This is a genomic window from Paenibacillus sp. 7541 (assembly GCF_002276395.1).
GTDB lineage: Bacteria > Bacillota > Bacilli > Paenibacillales > Paenibacillaceae > Paenibacillus_AQ > Paenibacillus_AQ campinasensis.
Genome location: NZ_NQLZ01000044.1, coordinates 43,073 through 62,890, shown reverse-complemented (window position 1 = coordinate 62,890; position 19,818 = coordinate 43,073). Strand labels below are relative to the sequence as shown.

General features: G+C 53.7%; 19 protein-coding genes. All 19 read right to left on the bottom strand.

All coding sequences use genetic code 11. The features are described 5' to 3' along the window. Window positions 1-464 precede the first annotated feature (464 nt). The 19 genes from lysS to hpt all read right to left on the bottom strand — a co-directional run bounded on the left by lysS (window position 465) and on the right by hpt (window position 19,776). Complete coding sequence (gene lysS / locus CHH75_RS22325) at window positions 465-1,979, bottom strand: lysine--tRNA ligase (RefSeq protein WP_095267714.1); 1,515 nt, start codon at window positions 1,977-1,979, stop codon at window positions 465-467. A 201-nt stretch (window positions 1,980-2,180) separates the two neighbouring features. Then, window positions 2,181-2,657 (bottom strand): transcription elongation factor GreA, encoded by a 477-nt coding sequence (gene greA / locus CHH75_RS22320; RefSeq protein WP_095267713.1) that lies wholly within the window; start codon window positions 2,655-2,657, stop codon window positions 2,181-2,183. Between the two features lie 207 nt (window positions 2,658-2,864). After that, the gene (gene dusB / locus CHH75_RS22315; RefSeq protein ID WP_095267712.1) at window positions 2,865-3,890 is read right to left on the bottom strand and encodes a tRNA dihydrouridine synthase DusB; all 1,026 of its coding nucleotides are present in this window, start codon (window positions 3,888-3,890) and stop codon (window positions 2,865-2,867) included. A gap of 109 nt (window positions 3,891-3,999) precedes the next feature. Then, window positions 4,000-4,203: a helix-turn-helix domain-containing protein gene (locus CHH75_RS22310; RefSeq protein WP_095267711.1), complete on the bottom strand. Its 204-nt coding sequence runs from the start codon at window positions 4,201-4,203 to the stop codon at window positions 4,000-4,002. Next, on the bottom strand, window positions 4,155-4,703 hold the full coding sequence (folK, locus tag CHH75_RS22305; protein WP_095399182.1) for a 2-amino-4-hydroxy-6-hydroxymethyldihydropteridine diphosphokinase: 549 nt from the start codon (window positions 4,701-4,703) through the stop codon (window positions 4,155-4,157). Before folK ends, CHH75_RS22310 begins: the two co-directional genes overlap by 49 nt. Before the next feature lie 7 nt (window positions 4,704-4,710). Next, complete coding sequence (folB, locus tag CHH75_RS22300) at window positions 4,711-5,073, bottom strand: dihydroneopterin aldolase (RefSeq protein WP_095267709.1); 363 nt, start codon at window positions 5,071-5,073, stop codon at window positions 4,711-4,713. A 35-nt stretch (window positions 5,074-5,108) separates the two neighbouring features. Beyond that, window positions 5,109-5,969, bottom strand: coding sequence for a dihydropteroate synthase (gene folP, locus CHH75_RS22295; protein ID WP_095399181.1), 861 nt, complete (start codon window positions 5,967-5,969; stop codon window positions 5,109-5,111). Beyond that, window positions 5,950-6,855, bottom strand: coding sequence for an aminotransferase class IV (locus tag CHH75_RS22290; RefSeq protein WP_095399180.1), 906 nt, complete (start codon window positions 6,853-6,855; stop codon window positions 5,950-5,952). Before CHH75_RS22290 ends, folP begins: the two co-directional genes overlap by 20 nt. Further along, a complete protein-coding gene (gene pabA, locus CHH75_RS22285; protein ID WP_095399179.1) occupies window positions 6,852-7,433 on the bottom strand; it encodes an aminodeoxychorismate/anthranilate synthase component II in 582 nt (193 codons plus the stop codon). Before pabA ends, CHH75_RS22290 begins: the two co-directional genes overlap by 4 nt. Window position 7,434: 1 nt before the next feature. Next, on the bottom strand, window positions 7,435-9,066 hold the full coding sequence (locus CHH75_RS22280; protein WP_095399178.1) for an anthranilate synthase component I family protein: 1,632 nt from the start codon (window positions 9,064-9,066) through the stop codon (window positions 7,435-7,437). Window positions 9,067-9,412: 346 nt separating this feature from the next. Beyond that, window positions 9,413-10,351: a cysteine synthase A gene (gene cysK / locus CHH75_RS22275; RefSeq protein WP_095267704.1), complete on the bottom strand. Its 939-nt coding sequence runs from the start codon at window positions 10,349-10,351 to the stop codon at window positions 9,413-9,415. A gap of 362 nt (window positions 10,352-10,713) precedes the next feature. Further along, window positions 10,714-11,646 carry a peptidyl-prolyl cis-trans isomerase gene (locus tag CHH75_RS22270; protein WP_095399177.1) on the bottom strand — a complete coding sequence of 311 codons (933 nt, stop codon included), beginning with the start codon at window positions 11,644-11,646 and terminating at the stop codon, window positions 10,714-10,716. 21 nt (window positions 11,647-11,667) lie between these two features. After that, on the bottom strand, window positions 11,668-12,552 hold the full coding sequence (gene hslO, locus CHH75_RS22265) for an Hsp33 family molecular chaperone HslO (RefSeq protein WP_095267702.1): 885 nt from the start codon (window positions 12,550-12,552) through the stop codon (window positions 11,668-11,670). Window positions 12,553-12,619: 67 nt separating this feature from the next. Beyond that, on the bottom strand, window positions 12,620-13,387 hold the full coding sequence (locus tag CHH75_RS22260; RefSeq protein ID WP_095267701.1) for a type III pantothenate kinase: 768 nt from the start codon (window positions 13,385-13,387) through the stop codon (window positions 12,620-12,622). Beyond that, the gene (gene nadC, locus CHH75_RS22255) at window positions 13,384-14,259 is read right to left on the bottom strand and encodes a carboxylating nicotinate-nucleotide diphosphorylase (RefSeq protein WP_095267700.1); all 876 of its coding nucleotides are present in this window, start codon (window positions 14,257-14,259) and stop codon (window positions 13,384-13,386) included. Before nadC ends, CHH75_RS22260 begins: the two co-directional genes overlap by 4 nt. Next, window positions 14,249-15,865, bottom strand: coding sequence for an L-aspartate oxidase (gene nadB, locus CHH75_RS22250; protein WP_095399176.1), 1,617 nt, complete (start codon window positions 15,863-15,865; stop codon window positions 14,249-14,251). Before nadB ends, nadC begins: the two co-directional genes overlap by 11 nt. A 38-nt stretch (window positions 15,866-15,903) precedes the next feature. Beyond that, window positions 15,904-16,842, bottom strand: a complete 939-nt coding sequence (gene nadA / locus CHH75_RS22245; protein WP_095267698.1) for a quinolinate synthase NadA — start codon at window positions 16,840-16,842, stop codon at window positions 15,904-15,906. 230 nt (window positions 16,843-17,072) lie between these two features. Continuing rightward, window positions 17,073-19,139: an ATP-dependent zinc metalloprotease FtsH gene (gene ftsH / locus CHH75_RS22240; RefSeq protein WP_095267697.1), complete on the bottom strand. Its 2,067-nt coding sequence runs from the start codon at window positions 19,137-19,139 to the stop codon at window positions 17,073-17,075. Window positions 19,140-19,236: 97 nt separating this feature from the next. Then, the gene (gene hpt / locus CHH75_RS22235) at window positions 19,237-19,776 is read right to left on the bottom strand and encodes a hypoxanthine phosphoribosyltransferase (RefSeq protein WP_095267696.1); all 540 of its coding nucleotides are present in this window, start codon (window positions 19,774-19,776) and stop codon (window positions 19,237-19,239) included. Window positions 19,777-19,818 lie beyond the last annotated feature (42 nt).

Genomic DNA, 19,818 nt, shown 5'->3' with positions numbered 1-19,818 from the left:
CCACTTCGTCACCTGCGAATCTGGTTCGCATCAGCAACTTTTATATTGTAGCACATCCGAGATAAGTTTGCAAGTCTTTTTTTGAATGTTTATTTGATTCAAAATTCAGCTGCTCACTTGCTCTGTGCTGTCGGCCATTTCGTGACCGGATTTATAATATATCACGATACCAGCAACAAAGCAACCCTATGTCCGAACTTTTTATACTGGTAAAATATTGTAATCCATTCAGAGCTCTGGTTGCCCAGTCCCATCAGTAGCCGCGCCCATTGTTCAATTGAATTTTACGATAAGCCCCACGGCATCGCATACAACAACACGCATCACGAACCCAACCTCTATATAACAACAAACCAGCCTGCTCAATCGAGCAGGCTGGTTTGTTCTACATCTATACGCGCCGTAACCCTTCCATCATGCGCAAGCAGCGAATGCGATCGGCAAGAAGTCAGGGCTGCACGTCTCTATTCTTGGCGATTCCGCATGTGCGGGAACAGCAGCACATCGCGGATCGACGGGGAGTCCGTCAGCAGCATAATCAACCGGTCAATCCCGATGCCGAGACCGCCAGTCGGCGGCATGCCGTACTCCAGCGCACGAAGGAAATCCTCATCCATTTCATGCGCTTCATCATTGCCCTGCTCGCGCTCCTTAAGCTGCGCTTCAAAGCGCTGACGCTGATCGATCGGATCGTTCAGCTCGGAGAACGCGTTGGCATGCTCACGCGCAACGATGAACAGCTCGAAGCGATCGGTGAAGCGAGGGTCCTCGTCATTCTTCTTAGCCAGCGGTGAAATCTCCACCGGATGGCCGGTAACGAAGGTTGGCTGAATCAGCGTCTCCTCAACAAATTGCTCGAAGAATGCATTCAGAATGTGGCCGAACGTCATGTGCGGCTCTACAGGCACCTTGTGCTCTTTTGCCAGACGGTGTGCTTCTTCATCGGTCATCTGAACACCAAAATCAACGCCCACCACTTCCTTCACCGCATCCACCATCGATACACGGCGCCACTGTGGCGTCAAATCCACCTCGTGGCCTTGGTAGTTAATGATCTGTGTGCCCAGAACTTCCTGGGCGATATGAGAAATCAGATTCTCGGTTAATGCCATAATATCTTTGTAGTCAGCATAGGCTTCATATAGCTCGATCATGGTGAATTCCGGATTGTGACGCGTCGAAATCCCCTCGTTCCGGTACACCCGGCCGATTTCGTATACTTTCTCCAGACCGCCCACGATCAAACGTTTCAAATGAAGCTCGATGGCGATCCGCATGTACAGCTCCATATCAAGCGCATTATGATGCGTAATGAATGGACGGGCCGCCGCACCACCCGGAATCGAATGAAGGGTTGGCGTCTCAACCTCAAGATACCCGTGGGAATCCAGATAGCGTCTCATCGACTGGATGATCCGGGAGCGTGTAATGAATGTCTTTTGTACATCCGGATTGATGATCAGATCGACGTAACGCTGACGGTAGCGAAGCTCAACATCCTTCAGACCATGGAATTTCTCAGGGAGCGGATACAGCGATTTGGACAGCACTTCAAGCTCCTGCACCTTCACCGTAGTCTCGCCGGTTTTGGTCTTGAACAGAACGCCCTTGACGCCGACAATGTCACCCAGATCCAGAATGCTGAACGCCTCGTATTGCGTTTCGGACAGCGTGTCCTGGCGAACATAGATCTGAATGCGGCCTGTCAAATCCTGAATATGAGCAAAAGAAGCCTTACCCATGCCCCGCTTGGCCATAATGCGTCCGGCAAGGTTGACTTCAACCTTCTTCTCGTCCAGCTCTTCCTTCGGCAACGCATCATACTGCTTCAGCAAATCGCCGGCATGGTCGGTTCTTACGTATTTTCCGCCAAAAGGATCGATCCCGAGCTTGCGGAGCTCGTCCAATTTGTTGCGGCGGATCTGCAGCAGCTCACTTAGCTCCTGCTCTTGTTCCTGATGATTGTTTTCTTCCGTCATCGTCGTTCATCTCCTTCATATACGTCGATCGTTTACTCCCGATCCAGCAGGACGGCATGGTCCATATCCCACTCTCCGGCAGCCAACCAGAAATGACGGACCCGTCCTCCATTCAAAGCGCACTCGATCATATTCCCTGCGCTCCATCCATGACAACATTTAAAAAAGCCCCCCGAAGGAAGCTTTCCTCAACGTTCCGACTTACTTCTTAATGTCTACAATTTTATATTGAATAACGCCAGCAGGAACGTTCACATCAACAACGGAACCTTTTTGTTTGCCGATGATCGCTTTGCCGACAGGACTTTCATTGGAAATCTTGTTATTGAGCGGATCGGATTCAGCTGTACCCACGATGGTATACTCCATCTTGTCACCGAATTCGAGATCCTCTACGATCACGGTGTTGCCAACGCTTACCACATCGGTGTTAATATCATCGTTATTGATGATGCGGGCATTGCGGAGCATTTTCTCAAGTGTAATAATGCGCCCTTCAATAAAAGCTTGTTCGTTCTTGGCGTCTTCATATTCGGAGTTCTCACTGATATCGCCATATCCAATGGCCACTTTAATCCGCTCTGCCACTTCGCGGCGCTTCACAGACTTCAGGTTTTCCAGTTCGTCCTCCAGCTTCTTCAGACCATCCTGCGTCAGAATGACTTCTTTATCACTCATTAACCGATTCTCCTGTCATGTAAATAATTTAAAACACGATATGCTTACTATATGCGATTTCTCGGGAAACAGAACTTCCCGCTGATGCTTGTTCATTACTTGAATTTATACTGAAAGATTATATGGGAACCATTAGAAAAAGTCAATGCGCTCCGAAGGGCCTTCCGCCCCGGCCAGAAAGCCTGAAATGAAGCGCACCAGCTCCCATTAACCTATCGCGGTTGCAACCGGCGGATATACACTGTTGGAGGACTCATCTCCCCATTCGAGCTGATCCACGAATTGATTCAGAAGCTTGACCAGTTCATCCCGCTTGGTTTCCTCCATAATGATGTCCTTGATCCGGGCCGATCCTTTCAGACCTTTCAGGTACCAGGCCAGATGCTTGCGCATTTCGCGAACTGCGACCGCTTCACCGCGCAGGGCAATGAGGCGATCCATATGAAGAATCGCAATCCGGATTTTCTCTCTCGGATTCGGGTCCGGCAGCAGCTCGCCCGTCTTCAAATACTCAACCGTACGGTACAGCATCCACGGATTGCCAAGCGCCCCTCTTCCAATCATGACGCCATCGCAGCCGGTCGTATCCAGCATGCGGCGCGCATCCTCAGGCGTCACCACATCCCCGTTGCCGATGACAGGAATGTTGACCGCTTCCTTCACCTGTCGGATGATGTCCCAATCGGCGCGTCCGGTGTAGAGCTGCTCGCGCGTACGTCCGTGCACGCTGACCGCTTGACCTCCGGCGCGCTCCACCGCCTGCGCATTCTCGATGGCATAGATGTGGTCGCTATCCCAGCCTGTGCGCATTTTTACCGTGACCGGTTTATCCACCGCATCCACGACTGCCGCCACCATCTCGTAGATTTTGTTCGGGTCCAGCAGCCAGCGCGCCCCCGCATCCATCTTCGTCACCTTCGGTGCAGGGCAGCCCATGTTGATATCAATAATATCCGCGTTCGTATGCTTGTCGACCACCTTGGCCGCCTCCACAAGCGCTTGACGGTCCCCGCCAAAAATCTGCAGGCTCAGCGGCTTCTCGCGCTCATCCACAAACAGCATTTCCTGCGTGCGCTTGTTGCCGTGCACAATCGCCTTGCCGCTGACCATCTCCGCACAGACCAGACCTGTGCCGAACTCCTTGGCAATCAATCGGAACGCCGGATTGCAGACACCCGCCATCGGCGCCAGTACGACCTGGTTCTTCATTTCAATATTGCCGATCTTTAGCATCTTGGCATCACTCCTTCGGGTTCCATTAATGATATATAGTCGGGACTGTCGCCAAATCCCGGTGCATTCCAAATGTCATCCATCCTCGACTATCTTCCCAGTATGCCGACTATCCTTCTCTCAGCTCCTGCAGCGAAATGCCAAGCGTGTCCGCAATTGTGGCCAACTGATGATCCTCAGCTGTACGATTGCCCCGCTCGATCGCTCCCAGCACAGCCAAAGAGATTCCGGTTCGGTCGGAAAGCTCCTGCTGAGTCAGGCCTTTCAGTTTTCGGAAAGCGCGGATACGCTGCGCCAGTTGCTTGTTTTCCAAAGCTGTATCCCTTCCTTTCCTTCCAGTGTCTCCAGCGCTGTCTGTACCACCTTATATAAACCGGAAGGCTCCTCCTCTGAAACAATGTCAGCCAGCGGTCTAAGCACGAAAGCCCGTTCCTGCATACGCGGATGCGGAAGCACAAGCTCCGGCGTATCGAGCCGCTGTCCGTCCATCCAGATCAGATCCAGATCCACCGTCCGTGGTCCCCAGTGAATGTGGCGAACCCGGCCCAGCTCCTTCTCGATGTGCTGCATTTCTGCCAGCAGCCGATGCGGGCTGAGCGAGGTGAAAACGGCGACCGCCATGTTCAGAAACATCGGCTGATCGACATACCCTACCGGCTCGGTCTCATACAGATGGGAGCAGCGCTCCACCGTAATGCCCGGCACTTGATCCAGGCGTTCAATGGCTTGCATCAGGTTCCCTTCCCGGTCACCCAAATTGGCCCCTAAAGCAATATAAGCCTCTGAACGATCAGAGGGGGTGTGTAACATCATGGTCGTCTCACTTTCTGGTCCGGCGAAGTTCGATCGTCACACCTTCAAAATGAATATCAAAAGGCGGGTGCGGCTTCGTCAATCGGACCGTTAAAGCATCGATAATAGTATAAGTGTCCAGTACCTTGGATGCAATATGCTCGGCTAGCGCCTCGATCAGCTGAAAGGACTCTTCCCGCATAATGCCTTGGAGGAGCTCGTGAATCTCGGCATAATTTACCGTTTTGCTCAGATCATCCGTCCGTCCGGCCTCACTTAGATCCATCTCCAGCTCCAGATCGACATAAAAACGCTGCCCAAGCTTCCGCTCCTCTTCAAACACGCCATGGTAACCGTAATACTCCATCCGGCTCAGTATCATTTTGTCCATCACTTACGTCAGCCCTTTCACTCGGTTGTCCTTCATTATGCCCGGGTCAGCTCCGGCGAAACATACAGCATCGCATCACACATGCGCGCCGTGCGCTTCATATGCTTCACATCATGAACGCGAACGATCTGACATCCCTGCATAATGCCGTACGCCACCGTTGCGGCCGTCCCCTCCAGCACATCGTCCACCGGAAGATCCAGCGCCGTTCTGATGAATCGCTTGCGCGAGGTGGCAAGAAGCATCGGATAACCGAGCCCCACCAGATGATCCAGCGACGACATCACCTGCAGATTGTGCTCGTAATCCTTCGCAAAACCGATTCCCGGATCCAAAATGATGTTCTGCTCCTTAACGCCACCGGTACGTGCAATCTCGACACTGTCCAGCAGATCCCGCTTCATATCCTCCACCAGATCGACATAATTCATGTCGCGGCGGTTATGCATCAGGATGACAGGACAATCAAGCGCCGCTGCCACGGCAGCCATGTCGGGGTCTTCTTTAAATCCCCAAACATCATTAATGATATGCGCCCCGGCCTCCACCGCCTGTCTCGCAACCTCCGCCTTATACGTATCCACGGACAGCGGAATATGCGGAGCCTGCTGGCGAAGAGCTTCAATGACCGGCAGAATCCGAGCCAGTTCCTCTTCCTTGCCGACCTTCTGGTGTCCCGGGCGCGTCGACTCTCCCCCGATATCTATAATATCGGCTCCTTCCTCGAATAAGCGAAGAGCATGCTCCACCGCACGCCCGGGATCGTGATAACGGCCGCCATCGGAGAAGGAGTCTGGCGTCACGTTCAAAATCCCCATAATCAGCGTAGATTGGCCAAGCTTCAGCACCTGGCCGTTTCGCAGCCGATATTCACGTTCATAAATGGTTGTTTTCATGGCGATATAACCCTGCTTTCTTTCGGTATGCCTGCAGCAGCTTCCCGGTGAGCGGCCCGGCGAGCCCATCTCCGATCCGGTGAGAAGCGCCTTCCACATCAATCAACCTCGTGACAGGCACGATCTCCTGTACGGAGCCTGTCGTAAATACTTCATCCGCCCCGGCGAGCGCCCCCCAGCGGTAACGCCCTTCCTCGGCTTCGACGCCCAGTTCCTCGGCCAATTCAAGCACGACCGCCCGGGTGATGCCCGGCAGCACCCCGGTGCTGATCTCCGGTGTATACAGCTTGTTTCCCTTTACAAAAAACACATTGCTCACAATGCCCTCGGCGACATGACCATCCGCCGTCAGCATAAGCCCTTCGGCCTGCGTGCCCGTGGCCGCATTGCGCTCGTCTAGCTCCCGCTTGGCCATCACATTATTCATATAATGGAGCGACTTCAGTCGCACCGGCGTCTCCGGCGAATTTCTTGTAACTGACAACAGCTGCAATGCGCGGCCCTCAGTATATAGCGCCGCCTTGAGCGGCGGCAGCGCCTTGGTGAACAGGAGTGTGGCCGGATCCGTGTATTGACCGCTTGGCAGCCCCAACGGGGCTTCGCCTGCGGTCACGGTATACCGGACATACGCCTCAGATAGCCCATTCGCCGCCATCAGCTGCTGAAGCCAGCCGGTAATCATCACCGGATCAGGCTGATGATGAATCCCGAGCAGCCGGCAGCTGTCTGACAGACGCTTAAGATGCCGCTCAAGCAAGAAGGGGACGCCGTTATATGTGCGAAAGGTCTCGAACAACCCCATGCCATACAATAGCCCGTGGTCCATTACCGAGACGGCAGCTTGATCCTGCCTCACAACCGAGCCGTTTAATCCAACATAGCTCATGCTTTCGTTCCGGCGCTCCGCTTGAGGAAGTTGCGCAGCATCTGGTGACCGTGGTCGGTAATGATCGATTCCGGATGGAACTGGACGCCCTCAACCGGATAATCCTTGTGACGCAGCCCCATAATTTCGCCTTCCTCAGTCCAGGACGTAATCTCCAGGCAATCCGGCAGGCTCTCCTTCTCGACAATAAGAGAATGATAACGGGTCGCAGTGAACGGATTCGGGAGTCCCTCAAATACCGATGTGCCTGAATGGTGGATAGCCGACGTTTTGCCGTGCATCAGCCGCTCCGCACGAATCACTTTACCGCCAAACGCCTGGCCAATCGCCTGGTGTCCCAAGCATACGCCGAAGATCGGAATGCTACCTTTGAAATGCGAGATTACATCCAGGCTGATGCCCGCCTCATTCGGCGTGCACGGCCCCGGAGAGATCAGAATATGATCCGGAGACAGCTCTTGAATCCCTTCAATGTCAATCTCATCATTCCGGCACACCTTGATCTCCTCGCCAAGCTCGCCGAGGTACTGTACCAGGTTGTACGTAAATGAATCATAGTTGTCGATCACGAGTATCATGTTAGTTCCCTCCCATATGGACAGCCGGGGCTGCCGCTTCTTCTTCACTGCAGATCAGGGCCGCGACAAGCGCCTTCGCTTTATTGCGGCATTCCCTGTACTCCCGGTAAGGGTCCGAATCAATCACGATGCCCGCACCGGTCTGGATGTACCCGACGCCGTCCTGCACCACAAGCGTCCGAATAATAATGTTCAGTTCCATATCCCCGTTATAATCAATCCACCCCATCGAGCCGGTATACGGCCCCCGGGTGACAGGCTCAAGCTCCTCAATAATCTCCATCGTCCGAATCTTCGGCGCGCCGGTAATCGTGCCGCCCGGGAACGTCGCCGCAATCACATCATAGGCGTTATTCCCATGGCTGAGCTTCCCTTCCACCTGGGATACCAAGTGCATGACGTGCGAGTAACGCTCCACGGTCATCAGTTCCGGTACATGCACCGATCCATATGCGGCAATTCGGCCGATGTCATTGCGTTCGAGATCGACGAGCATAATATGCTCCGCGCGCTCTTTCTCACTGCCGGTCAGCTCAGCCTCCATGGCGGCATCCTCCTCCGGATTCGCCCCGCGGCGGCGGGTTCCCGCAATGGGACGCGCCGATACGACATCGTCCCTTACCTTGACAAGCAGCTCCGGCGAACCGCTCGCCAGCGTGAACCCGGGAGAGGTCAGATAGCCCATGTAGGGCGAAGGATTGAGCACCCTCATCCATTCGTAGATATCCTGAGGATGCGCATGGAGCTTGAGGTGCCGGCGAACCGACAGATTCACCTGGAACACATCCCCCTGCCGGATATACTCCTGGATCGCCAGCACCGCCTGCTCGAAATCCTCCTGCGGAAAATCACTTTCCAGCCGGTCCCAACCTTCAACCTTCGGCCCAAGCAGCTCCCCGGCTTTCTCCAGCCTTTCGTTTCGCAGCTGCTCAGCGGCAGCGTTCTCCTGATCCGCGCCAAACATGTCCCTCCACTGGGCATGCATCCGCCGCGCCCGCTCATTCGTATCCCGCAGCAGCGCTTCGAGCCTGAGCTTCTGCGAAGCCGTCAACTCCCTCCGCTCTCGCTCCGGGGTCTTCCGCACTTCCTTCCCTTCATCCAGCCATGAAACCGGCGCATGAACAGAACAGTACAGCGCATGCTCAATGTGGTCGTATATCCACAGCTCTTCCATTCGCATCCACATATAATCCGGAAACCCGGGCTCATCGCTAGCCAGCTGTGGCAGCTGCTCCAGAGAGCGAGCCACATCATAGCCGAGGAAGCCGACACATCCGCCGCGAAAATCAGGCCAGCCCGGCACTTTCGGGGAGGCAAAGGACCGCATCCAGCGCTCCAGAAGCTCCAGCGGCTGCCCTTCGGCGGTCGTTCGCTGTCCCGTCGCCAGCTCCAGCATCTCGCCTGACCCGCCTTTGCCTGTCAGGACGGACACCGGGTGAAGCCCCAAATACGTATACCGTCCGCCCTTTCCGCTCTCAAGCACAAATGCGTACGGCGAGCCCGCCTTCCACGCCTGTTTCCACGACGCAGGCAGACGGCCTCCTTCTCCCGACACTTTCACCAGATAAGGCAGCACGGTCCATCCTTCCTCAGCCCATGCTAGCCAGTCTGCCAGCTCTACATTCTTCACCATGCCTGTCCTCCTCGCGCCTTATAACAAAGCCGCACTCTTACTATTGCCTGTCAGTATACTGCATCCCGCCCCGCTTGAAAACCCCATACGCTGCAGTCGCCAAATAATGGGGCACGAAGTCTCCGGGAGCGGTGAAGGTTAAACTGTAGTATTCAGTATTTTGCCGCATTCGATTCTGATTCTCCCTGGTCCGCCTGGGCCGTAAGCATTTGAGTGCGGTTATGTTCGTTCTTCCTTTGATGCGATAGATCTCGCGGCGGATCTGGCCAGGCCTATCCCGTCGAGAATTACAAAAAAGCCCCCAATGCTCTGAACATTGAGGGCCTGGCATATCGAATATAGGAGATTATGCCTCGAAATTGTACAGCGGAGTGCTCAGGTAACGTTCGCCGTTACTTGGAATGACAGCGACCACGCGCTTCCCTTTGCCCAGCTCCTTGGCTACCTTCAGCGCTGCATATACCGCTGCACCAGAGGAGATACCGCCCAGCACGCCTTCTTCTTTAGCCACCTTGCGAGAGGTTTCAAACGCATCATCATTCTCAACATGAATGATCTGATCATAGATTTCCTGATTCAGAATTTCAGGAATGAAGTTTGCGCCGATTCCTTGGATTTTGTGAGGACCTGGCTTGCCTCCGGCCAAGATTGGAGAAGCCGCCGGCTCAACGGCATAGATTTTAATATCAGGGAACTTATCTTTAAGCACTTCCCCTGCACCCGTAATCGTACCACCGGTACCGATACCAGCCACAAATGCATCCAACGAGCCCCCGATGGACTCAATCGCCTCTACAATTTCAGGACCTGTCGTTTCGCGGTGAATTTTCACGTTCGCTTTGTTCTTGAACTGTTCAGCCATGAAGTAGTCCGGATTCTCCTTCAGAATCTCCTCCGCCTTCTTAACCGCACCGTTCATTCCTTCCGATCCCGGTGTCAGCACCAGCTCCGCGCCATAAGCGCGAAGCAGGTTGCGGCGCTCCATACTCATGGTCTCAGGCATAACGATGATCGCCTTGTAGCCTTTGGCTGCTGCTACCATAGCAAGACCGATCCCCGTGTTGCCGCTTGTCGCTTCAATGATCGTGCCGCCCGGCTTCAAGCGGCCTTCCTTCTCGGCCTCTTCCACAATGCTGACAGCAATCCGGTCCTTCACGCTCGCTCCCGGGTTCTGGTATTCCAGCTTCAGATAAATCTCCGCACTATCCTCCGGTACGATCCGGTTCAAACGCACCAGCGGTGTACCTCCGATCAGTTCTGTCACATTATTTACGACTTTTGCCATGAGTGAAGCCCTCCTCTGGATCTCAATATAATTTACAAACAGTAATTATGGATAACAAGCTCAGTTAAACCCTCTTCGTTGTGCGGATAGGAAGCATTCGCCCCACATCCTGATATCCGAGTAAATAGGTAGGTTTTCGTACATTCATCTTATCAAACGATATTGATTATTGTCAATATCATAGGGCAAGCGAATTCACAATTTCCGGGTAAATTTTCCTAGTCCATTCGGATGTGCCAACCGGCGCGCAGCGCCGATATTTAAAACAAGCCTCTGCCCGTTGGCATGCACGAAACATTTCCCGCTGGGCAAAGGCTATTATTTTCAATGAGTTCAATGGTGATGCATCGATGCACCAAGTGTTACGGCAGAACGCCGGCGAATATTTTTGCCTCATATTTCTCCCGCAGCTGCTGCTCCAGTTCGGACAACGAAACCGCCTGCTGCAGCGCAAGCTGCTTGCGAACCGCTTCGCGGATGCTCTCCTCGCTAAGTGTAGGCGGCTCGATCACATCATGCACATAGACGATGCCATACGTGTCTTCAAGGCGAATCGGACCGGCAATATCTCCGGCTTCCAGCAATGTAGCCGTCTCAAGCAGCGCTTGGGACTGAAAGGGATCATCCTCTTCCACCAGACCGATTCTTCCCCCATAATCCCGGGTGTATTCATCAATGGATACTTCTTGCGCCAGATCCGCAAAGTTTTCGCCATGCTCCAATCGATCCAGTACCTGTTCAGCTTCATCCAGGGTTGCAACTTCGATTACTGATATGTCTACTTGTTTTTTGGGGCGATATTGATCAGGATGCAATTTCAAATACTCGTCGATCTGATGTTGATCGATTTCAATGTCAGCTGTGGCAATCTTCTCGAGCAACAAGCGATATACCGTCTCATGTCTCAGCTCTTCTTCCGGAATGCCCAGCTGGCTCTCCATCTCCGCGATAAAGCGCTCCTTGGAGCCATAGCTTCTGCTCATCCGCTCAAACTCTGCCTCTAATTCCGCTTCACTTATGTCCAGTCCGCGTCCGCTGGCCTCCAGTGCGACAGCACGCCGGTTCAGCATCGTCATCAGCACATCGCGGCCATAACGCTTCTTCAGCTCGCCAACCCACTCGTCCTCAGTAATTGCCTTGTCCTGTACGGATGCAACCGCCGGAGAAGTTCCCTTGAATTGCTTGATCCCTTCGATGGAGCCTCCTCCTGAAAACAGCATCCAGCTGCCCATAAAGATAACGCCTGCTGTCAAGACAATGACGGTCGCCCACAATCCCTTCTCTTGTCTCGTCATTACGGTCGCTCATCCCAATACTTAAGATTTGGCCCGTGCCAGCACGGATTTTAACTGCTCTTCATCAAAGGTATAAGCTTCATTGCAGAAATGGCATGTAATTTCAGCCTGACCATCCTCTTCGATCATCTGCACAAGCTCTTCCTGGCCCATGCTGATCAGTGCCCGCTCGACCCGCTCATGGGAGCAGTCGCACGCAAAATGCACTTCCATCTCGTCCAGCTTGGTGAAATCCGGAACGACCCGCTTCAGAATGTCCTCCAGATCAAGGCCTTCTTCCAGCATCTCTGTAATCGGAGGCACCTGCTGCAGCGCCTTCTCAAGCTCCGAAACTTCCTCGTCCGTCACGCCCGGCAGCAATTGAATAATAAACCCGCCGCTGCGAGCAACCGTGTAATCAGGCGCTACAAGCACACCGAGACTTACGGCAGAGTTGGTCTGTTCAGATACGGCAAAATAGTACGTAAAATCCTCAGCCAGCTCGCCCGACACAATCGGAACGCTGCCCCGGTATGGCTCCTTGAGCCCCAAATCCTTAATGATATGGATGTGACCCGAGCGGCCGACAGCCGCAGCGACATCCATTTTGCCCGGCCGAATATTCGTCAGCTCGACATGCGGATTGTTAACATATCCGCGAACCTCACCATGAGCATTCGCTTCAGCCGCGATCAGCCCGATCGGTCCGTCACCGCGAACCTGGATGCTGAGGCGCTCCTCGCCCTTCATCATCGCACCCATCATTGCTGCTGCGGACACCGTCCGGCCTAAGGCGGCCGTTACAACGGGGTAGGTGTCATGTCTCCGGCGGAGCTCCTCCACCAAGTCTGTCGTACGGACAGCAAATGCCCGTACTTTTCCGTTTAATGCGGTTCCTCGCAAAATACGGTCATTGTGATTCCCCATCTTCAAGCCCCCTCATCTGCTTATGTCATAAATTAGATTGTACATTGTTAACGTTTCTATATAGGCATTAGTTGCGTTCATATATAATTCTTAACCCTTCAAGCGTCAAGAGCGGCGCAATCTCGTCAATCGAATCCGTCTCGCCAGCGATCAGCTCAGCCAAGCCTCCGGTGGCGATAACTTTAACATTGTCTGCCCCCATCTCGGCTTTTATACGCTTCACAAGCCCGTCAACCTGCCCGGCATAGCCATAGACGATGCCAGCCTGCATCGCGTGAACCGTGTTGCGCCCGATCACCTTCTTCGGTTTCTCCAGCTCGATCCGCGGCAGCTTGGACGCCCGCTGCACCAATGCTTCCGTTGCGATGCCGATCCCAGGCACGATCGCGCCGCCCAGGTAATTGCCCTTCTCATCGATGCAATCAAAGGTCGTTGCTGTGCCGAAATCGACGACGATCAACGGACCGCCTCCGTACAGCTCAACGGCCGCCACCGCGTTCACGATCCGGTCAGCTCCGACCTCTCGCGGATTCTCATAGCGGAGATTAAGCCCGGTTTTAATCCCCGGCCCTACAATGAGCGGGTCCTTATGCATGTACTTCTGGCACATCTCCTCCACCACGCCAACCAGCGGCGGGACCACGGAAGAAACGATAACCCCTTCAATTTCGCTTACCATGATATTGGACATCTGGAACAAGTTATGAATCAGGACGCCGTATTCGTCCACCGTTGCCCGGCGTGCCGTGCTGATCCGGAAATCATGCAAAAGCGTCTTACCTCTGTATACGCCAAGCACGATATTGGTATTGCCTACATCAACGACCAAGATCAAGCCGTGCCGCCTCCCTTCTTCGCGTTCAGATCCAGACTGATATCCAGGCTGCTGAAAGAATAGGTAAGCCGCCCAACCGAAATGACGTCCACCCCGGTTTGAGCGATTCCTTTAATCGTTTCGAGCGATACATTCCCTGACGCCTCGACTCGAACATGCGGAGCTTTGGACTTGATCATTCGAACCGCTTCCGCCATGGGCTCCAGTCCCATGTTATCGAGCATGATGATATCCGCCCCGGCCTGAATCGCTTCCTCTACCTGCTCCAGGCTTTCCGTCTCCACTTCAATCGTCATCGTGTGCGGGATATGGGCCCGGGCGCGGGTCACCGCGGCAGTGATGCCGCCAGCTCCCTTAATGTGATTGTCCTTGATCATGACGGCATCATACAGCCCAAACCGGTGATTGGCGCCGCCGCCGACACGGACCGCATACTTCTCCAGCATCCGGTGGCCCGGCGTGGTCTTGCGTGTATCAACCAGCCGGGTCGGCAGCCCCTCCAGCGCCTCGACATAAGTGCGCGTTCTTGTAGCAATGCCCGACATGCGCTGCAGCAGATTAAGAGCCAGCCGTTCCCCGGTCAAAATATGATGCGTGCTGCCCTCCACTTCCGCCAGAACCGTCCCCTTGCTCACCCGGTCACCATCCTCGACCATGGCCGTGAACTGCAGGGACGGGCTTACTGCGCGAAACACGGCTTCGGCTACCGGCATGCCTGCGATAATCCCGTCTTCCTTCGCATGTATGATCGCCTTGGACTCATGCCCCGGCGCAATTGTCGTCTGGGTCGTAATGTCTCCGGAGCCGACATCCTCTTGCAGCCAAAGCCGAATCCAATCCAGTAGACCCTCGTTATATCCATTAAACATCATCGCTGATTTCCTCCGTCATTCCTTGATCCCGGGTATGAATAATATGCTTCTGCCAGGCAGAATCATTCCGCTCCGGATAATCCTCGCGAAAATGCGCGCCGCGACTCTCTTCCCGGTGCAGCGCACCCTGTACCACCAGCAGCGAAGCGGTGAGCAAATTGGCAAATTCGTACTCCTCCCGCTTCGACAGCAGCGCTTGGAACAGCGGAAGCTGCCGCCCAAGCTCCTCCTGAGCCCGCAGCAAAGTGTCACGGCTGCGGCACAGGCCAGCGTAACGCACCATCACCTTTTGCAGCTTCAGCCGCTTCTCCACCATCGCCTGGAAAGGACCTTCAGTCCGGCCCAGACGGAATGACACTGCCGGGATATCCGAGCTTCGCTTCGGCAGGCTCGGAATCTGATTCACGATCCGGCTGCCATACACAACCGCCTCCGACAGCGAGTTGCTGGCAAGCCGATTGGCTCCATGCACCCCGGTCGAAGACACCTCCCCACAGGCGAACAACCGCTTGATGCTGCTCTCGCCATGCAGATTGGTCTTGATGCCCCCCATCATATAATGCGCAGCAGGGGAGACCGGAATCCAATCCGAGGATAAATCCAGTCCATACTGCATGCAGGTCTCATAAATCGTCGGAAAGCGGTGTTTTACCATCTCCGGCGATTCATGCGTAATATCCAAGTACACGAAGGTTGAGCGCGTCTCCTCCATCTCGCTGACAATCGCCCTGGCAACCACGTCTCTTGGGGCAAGCTCCAGCAGCTCATGGTAACGATGCATGAAACGCTCGCCTTTTATATTCCGCAGCACAGCCCCTTCGCCCCGGACGGCCTCCGAGATTAGAAAGCGCGGAGCGCCAGGATAACTGAGCGCGGTCGGATGAAACTGAATAAATTCCATATCACGAATCTGCGCGCCGGCCCGATAAGCCATCGCCACGCCATCCGCTGTTGCGACCTCCGGATTGGTTGTATAGCGATACAGCTGTCCGGAGCCGCCAGAGCAGAGGATCGTCGCCTGTCCGCGTACGAATACACGCTTCCCGTCCGGCATTTGCACCAGAACGCCAAGACATTCCCCCTGCTCCGTTACCAGGTCGATCACAAAATGATCATCCCATACCTCTACATTGTGAAGCATTTCAACCTGAATGGAAAGGGCTCTGACAATTTCGTAACCGGTAGCATCCCCATTGGCATGCAGAATCCGCCTGTGGCTGTGCGCCCCCTCCTTGGTCAAGGCCAGCTGGCCGTTCACCTCATCAAATATCGTGCCCAGGCGAATCAACTCCTGCACACCGGCCGGGCCTTCATTGACGAGCACATCCACCGCCGCTGAAGAGCAGAGGCCAGCTCCGGCCAGCAGCGTATCCTGCCGATGATAAGCCGGAGAATCATCCTCCGCCGTGACGGCGGCAATCCCGCCTTGCGCATAGCGCGTGTTGCTTTCGAGCAGCGATTTTTTGGTGATCAGCAACACACGATGCGTCGCACTCGCCAGAATAGATGTATATAAGCCGGCAATTCCGGACCCGATTACGATGACATCGGTTTCGACAACCGGCAGCTCCTGCAGATCAAAGTCAATCAGATATTGCGGTATCATGATCATTCACCTGTCTTTTCACGAAAGAGTAGCGCATGCTACTTCACTTGTAACATGCGCTCTAACGAAGTTCTGGCTTTCTCGGCAACGACAGGCGGCACATAAATTTGCGGCTTCATCGTCTCCAGAGCTTTTACCAGTTTTTTAAGGTTATTGACTTTCATGTTCGGACACACCAGGAATTTGGTTGCGAAATGGAATTGTTTATCCGGGCTGTCCAGACGAAGCTGATACCCCGTTCCATCTTCCGTTCCCACGATAAATTCCTTGGCCGGTGAATTTTTGCAATATTCAAGAATGGCGGTTGTGCTGCCTACAAAATCACCCATGGCGACCACTTCCGGACGGCATTCCGGATGCACCACGAACTCAGCATTCGGATACTTGGCCTTCATCTCCACGACATCCTTCACTGTCAGCATGTCATGGGTGTTGCAGTACCCTTCCCATATGATCAGCTTCTTATCCGTATGCTGCTGCACATAGTGGCCCAGGTTTTTGTCCGGTACCCATATTATCTCATCGGAATCCACCGATTGAATCACCTTCACCGCATTGGAAGATGTACAGCAAATGTCGGTCTCCGCTTTGATCTCGGCCGAGGAATTAATATAGGTGACCACTTTGGCATTCGGATGCTGGGCTTTCAGCTTCCGCAATCCATCTACGTTCACCATGTCTGCCATTGGACATCCGGCACGTTCGTCAGGAATGAGCACAGTTTTGTTCGGTGCCAAAATTTTGGCGCTCTCCCCCATAAAATGAACGCCGCAGAACACAATCACCTCTGCGTCCGTTTGCGCTGCCTTCTGGGCCAGCAAAAAGGAATCCCCTCGAAAGTCGGCTACTTCTTGAATTTCATCCCGTTGATAATAATGAGCCAAAATGATAGCATTTCGTTCCTTTTTCAATTGCAACAACCGTTCACGCAGCTCGCGATTCTGCTCCGCCTTACGCTCCAGCGCCAAAGCCTCCATGATCGACCCTCTCCCCTTATGTTGTGCGGCAGCTTGCCGCCGAATAACCAGATAGATAATCGGATGGCCACCAAGTTTGTGAAAGGAAGCGCATCCTTATGTAACATTAAATTTACACAATTCGCGTATTTCCTGTCAATGTGATAGAAAGCACAAAAAAACCGGAAAACGAATCTTCGTTCTCCGGTTCTTCAATATAATTCGGTATTTGGTGCTTTATCGGCCTGTTTTTACGCTAATGGTCCGCCGCTGCCTTTGTCCGAGCCGCTTGGAGGGTCCTTACGTTCCTCATCCTCACTGCTCCGGCTCTCGTCATCCATCGGATTGTTCGGAATTTCTTCCGTAGGAAGCGGTTGTTGTCCCTCTTCCTTTCCTTGGATACGCACCTTCACGTCGCCGATATTATCGACCGTCGGTTCGCCGCCTTCGGAGGAGCCTTCATCGTCGCTATTGCCTCCGCCGCTGTTGATCGAACCTGTCTCAATGAGGCTCTTGATCTGATCAAGCTCCAGTGTTTCCACTTCAAGGAGGGTGTTCGCAATCAAATGCACCTCTTTGGCATGGTCGGTCAGAAGCTGCTTACACTTCTCATAGCACTCACGGATAAACCGCTGCATTTCCTGATCGATCTCGTAAGCAATCTGGTCACTGTAGTTCTGTTCGTGTCCAATATCCCGGCCAAGGAATACCTGACCTTGGGAAGTGCCAAACTGCATCGGTCCGAGCTTCTCACTCATCCCGTATTCAACGATCATGCTGCGGATAATACCTGTCGCTTGCTGGAAGTCACTGTAAGCCCCGGTGCCGATTTCACCGATGAACAGCTCTTCGGCCACGCGACCGCCCAGAAGTCCGGTAACGCGATCAAGCAGCTCCTGCTTGGTAACCAGCATCCGGTCTTCCTTCGGAAGCATGATGACATATCCGCCAGCACGTCCGCGCGGAATAATAGTCACCTTGTGCACCATGTCGGCATGCTCGAGGAAGTAACCCACAATCGTGTGTCCTGCCTCGTGGTAAGCGACAATCCGCTTCTCGCGGTCACTGATCACGCGGCTGCGCTTCTCGGTACCGACGATCACGCGGTCAATCGCTTCATCCACTTCCGTCATGGAAATATCTTTACGATTGCGGCGTGCTGCAAGCAAGGCCGCCTCGTTCAGGAGATTCTCCAGGTCTGCGCCGGTGAAGCCCGTCGTACGCTTCGCGATAATGTCGAGCTTGACGTCCTTCGTCAACGGCTTGTTCCGTGCGTGAACCTTCAGTACAGCTTCCCGGCCTTTTACATCTGGGCGATCAACCGTAATCTGACGGTCGAAACGGCCCGGACGGAGAAGGGCTGGGTCCAAAATATCCGGGCGGTTCGTCGCGGCTACGATAATGATCCCTTCGTTCGCACCGAAACCGTCCATTTCAACAAGCAATTGGTTCAGCGTCTGCTCGCGCTCGTCATGACCGCCGCCAAGACCGGCGCCGCGCTGACGTCCTACCGCATCAATCTCATCAATGAAGATAATACATGGCGCGTTCTTCTTCGCGTTATCGAACAAATCCCGCACACGGGATGCACCGACACCGACAAACATCTCTACGAAGTCAGAACCCGAGATGCTGAAGAACGGAACACCTGCTTCGCCCGCTACCGCTCTGGCCAGGAGTGTTTTACCTGTTCCCGGAGGACCTACAAGCAGAACCCCCTTCGGTATGCGTGCGCCAACGGTATTGAATTTGCGAGGATCCTTTAGGAAGTCAACCACTTCGACAAGTTCCTGCTTCTCTTCGTCTGCCCCGGCCACATCTTCAAAAGTAATCCGTTTCTTCTCTTCATTATATAATCGGGCTTTGCTCTTGCCAAAGTTCATCACTTTGCCGCCGCCGCCCTGGGCCTGATTGAACAGGAAGAAGAACAGAGCGAACATGATGACAAGCGGGATAAAGGATGATAGCAATGTCAGCCAAATGCTCTGGCCCTCCATCGGCACAACCTTCAGTTGAACGCCGTTGCTCTCGCTGGCCAAAGTCAACTCTTCCATTGCTGCATCCGTAGCAGGAATATACGTTGTGAAATTCTGCGACTTATCTTCCGGGACGTCTCTATATTTACCGGTCACGAGGTATGCGTAACCGTCAAATTGAACCGTCATTTCCTCTATGTTGTTGGCTTTCATTTCTTGCCGCAGCTGATCATACCTAGGGGCGTCTACCGATTCGCCACCGTTAGTAACGAATTGTACTATGCCCACTACGACCAAAAATAGAATCAAATAAAAACCAGAATTCCGGATGAACCGACTCATCCCCTACCTCCTCTCAAGACACATAGATATTTTACCACGCATGTCTGGCCATCTCAACAAACGGGGATGGGCAGCGTTCCATGACCACTCGTGCGAATTATTTGCTGTAGATTTCCGGTTTCAAAATCCCGATGTAGGGGAGGTTCCGGTAATGCTCGGCATAATCAAGCCCATACCCGACCACGAACGCATCAGGCAACACGAATCCGGTGTAATCGGCTTGAAGATCAACCGTGCGCCGCGCCGGTTTGTCGAAGAGTGTGCACACGGCAACCGACTTCGCCTTCCGGTTCTGGAGCATTTCAATCAAATGACTGAGCGTAAGACCACTGTCAATAATATCCTCAACGATCAACACATCTCTTCCCTCTACAGACACATCCAGATCCTTGATAATCTTGACGACACCAGAGGACTTGGTCGATGCGCCATAGCTGGATACCGCCATGAAGTCCAGCTCAAGCGGTACTGTTATCGTTTTAACCAAATCTGCCATAAAAATAAACGCACCTTTAAGAACGCAAATAACTAGCGGATTGCGTCCCTCGTATTCGGCGCTGAGCTTGGACCCCAATTCCCTGATCTTGGCTTGAATCTCTTCCTCGCTGATAAGTACTTCCTGAATGTCGTTATGCAACGTTAGCCGAACCTCCTACGTTATACTATGAAAGCGTGAAAC

Bases quoted from the DNA above. Each gene is read 5' to 3' on its own strand.
- nadB (WP_095399176.1), bottom strand. From the start codon at position 15,865: ATGATACCGCAATATCTGATTGACTTTGATCTGCAGGAGCTGCCGGTT.
- lysS (WP_095267714.1), bottom strand. From the start codon at position 1,979: ATGACGGAAGAAAACAATCATCAGGAACAAGAGCAGGAGCTAAGTGAG.
- CHH75_RS22280 (WP_095399178.1), bottom strand. From the start codon at position 9,066: ATGGTGAAGAATGTAGAGCTGGCAGACTGGCTAGCATGGGCTGAGGAA.
- pabA (WP_095399179.1), bottom strand. From the start codon at position 7,433: ATGATACTCGTGATCGACAACTATGATTCATTTACGTACAACCTGGTA.
- greA (WP_095267713.1), bottom strand. From the start codon at position 2,657: ATGAGTGATAAAGAAGTCATTCTGACGCAGGATGGTCTGAAGAAGCTG.
- CHH75_RS22290 (WP_095399180.1), bottom strand. From the start codon at position 6,855: ATGAGCTATGTTGGATTAAACGGCTCGGTTGTGAGGCAGGATCAAGCT.
- folP (WP_095399181.1), bottom strand. From the start codon at position 5,969: ATGAAAACAACCATTTATGAACGTGAATATCGGCTGCGAAACGGCCAG.
- nadC (WP_095267700.1), bottom strand. From the start codon at position 14,259: ATGATGTTTAATGGATATAACGAGGGTCTACTGGATTGGATTCGGCTT.
- ftsH (WP_095267697.1), bottom strand. From the start codon at position 19,139: ATGAGTCGGTTCATCCGGAATTCTGGTTTTTATTTGATTCTATTTTTG.
- folB (WP_095267709.1), bottom strand. From the start codon at position 5,073: ATGGACAAAATGATACTGAGCCGGATGGAGTATTACGGTTACCATGGC.
- dusB (WP_095267712.1), bottom strand. From the start codon at position 3,890: ATGCTAAAGATCGGCAATATTGAAATGAAGAACCAGGTCGTACTGGCG.
- CHH75_RS22270 (WP_095399177.1), bottom strand. From the start codon at position 11,646: ATGACGAGACAAGAGAAGGGATTGTGGGCGACCGTCATTGTCTTGACA.
- nadA (WP_095267698.1), bottom strand. From the start codon at position 16,842: ATGGAGGCTTTGGCGCTGGAGCGTAAGGCGGAGCAGAATCGCGAGCTG.
- cysK (WP_095267704.1), bottom strand. From the start codon at position 10,351: ATGGCAAAAGTCGTAAATAATGTGACAGAACTGATCGGAGGTACACCG.
- hslO (WP_095267702.1), bottom strand. From the start codon at position 12,552: ATGGGGAATCACAATGACCGTATTTTGCGAGGAACCGCATTAAACGGA.
- folK (WP_095399182.1), bottom strand. From the start codon at position 4,703: ATGATGTTACACACCCCCTCTGATCGTTCAGAGGCTTATATTGCTTTA.